Origin of the sequence: Brevundimonas sp. KM4 (assembly GCF_000964075.1) — a bacterium.
Taxonomy (GTDB): Bacteria; Pseudomonadota; Alphaproteobacteria; order Caulobacterales; family Caulobacteraceae; genus Brevundimonas; species Brevundimonas huaxiensis.
Genome location: NZ_JZRG01000058.1, coordinates 1 through 1,598, shown reverse-complemented (window position 1 = coordinate 1,598; position 1,598 = coordinate 1). Strand labels below are relative to the sequence as shown.

1 protein-coding gene is annotated in these 1,598 nt (G+C 67.2%); it reads right to left on the bottom strand.

The genetic code is table 11. The annotated features are described in order from the left end of the window. Positions 1 to 31 precede the first annotated feature (31 nt). Complete coding sequence (locus VH88_RS15270; RefSeq protein WP_082064545.1) at positions 32 to 1,486, bottom strand: VWA domain-containing protein; 1,455 nt, start codon at positions 1,484 to 1,486, stop codon at positions 32 to 34. Positions 1,487 to 1,598 lie beyond the last annotated feature (112 nt).

Sequence of the window (1,598 nt, the reverse complement as noted above, 5' to 3'; positions counted from 1 at the left end):
GGAAACCCCGCCGCGAGCGTGGCGGTTCCGGTCAGGGCGTCCGCATAGTGGGAAGGCCCTGGGCCGCTCGCACCAACTGGACGAACTCGGCCCGGTCGCCATAGGGGTCTTCGCCCCTGGCCCCTTGCGCCTGATCGATGATCCGGTCCCAGCCATAGTCGGCCGTCATCCACGGATCGCCCCTCAGCTTCTGCCCAAAGCCGGCTACCGCGATGGCCCATCGCGTCGATTCCGGCGGCTGGGCGCTGACCGGCCCGCCCGCGCGGTTGGTCAACGGCTGCTGGATCAGCTCCGAGCGGCTCTGGCCCGGCTGTTTGTAGCGCACCTGGATAAAGCCGATCTCCCCGTTCGGATCGCCGCCGCCGACCCCGATACGGTTGTCGGAATAGCGCCTGTCGGGGATCTGCGTCGGCCCGCCGACGGGGGTGATCTCGTACAGGGCCGTGACGCTGGCGCCCGATCCCACCTCGCCCGCATCGATCTGGTCGTTGTTGAAGTCTTCCTCGTTCAGCAGCCGGGTCTCATAGCCGATCAGCCGCCATTCGGCGACGCGGGCGGGATTGAACTCGACCTGGATCTTGACGTCGTCGGCGATGGGGAAGGCGCCCTTGTCGAAGGCCGGTCCGAACAGGCGGCGCGCATCCCTCAGGTTCCCGACATAGGCCGCCACCCCATTGCCCGCCTGGGCGATGGTCTGCATCCGCGCGTCCTGATAGTTGCCGCGCCCGAAGCCATAGACCGAGAGATAGATGCCGGTTTCGCGCTTGTCGGCGACATAGTCCTCCAGCCGCTTGTTGTCGGTCACCCCGACGTTGAAGTCGCCGTCGGTGAACATCAGGATGCGGTTGACCTTGTCGCGGGCGAAGTTGGCCTGGGCCTGGTCATAGGCGTTGGTCATGCCGCTCGCCCCGGCCGTGCCGCCCGAGGCCTTCAGGCTGGCGACCGCGCAGCGCATCTTCAGCTTTTCGTCGCCCTTGGTCGGCTGCAGGGTCGTGCCGGCGCCTTCCGCGTAATAGGTGACGGCCAAAGTGTCCTGCGGCCTCAGCCGGTCGATGGCCAGGTTCATCGCCTTCTTGGCCAGATCCAGCTTGTCGGGGCTGCCCATCGAGCCGGAGACGTCGACCAGGAAGGTCAGGTTCAGCGGCCGCTGCTCGCCCGTCGGCAGTTCATAACCTTGCAGGCCGATGTGCACGATCTGGCGCCCGTCAGCCCAGGGCGAGGCCGCGACCGCCGTCGTGATGGCGAAGGGCCGGGTCTGGCTGGTCGGCCGGGCATAGTCATAGTCGAAGGCGTTGATCAGCTCCTCGACCCGCACCGCATCCTTGGGCGGCGCACGCCCCTCGTCGATGAAGCGCTTCACGTTCGAATAGGACGCCGTGTCGACGTCGATCGAGAAGGTCGAGACCGGCTGATCGCTGGTCCGCTTCACCGGATTGGGCGTTGCATCCGGATAGCGTTCGGTCTCGGCGGGAGGCGGCGTCATCATGCCGGGCGACGTCGGGGCGCCCGGTGATCGCGTGATCCGGGAGCCTGTGACGACAATATCTTGCGGCGCCATCGATGACGGCACAGGCGGAGGCGGAGGAGGCGGAGGAGGC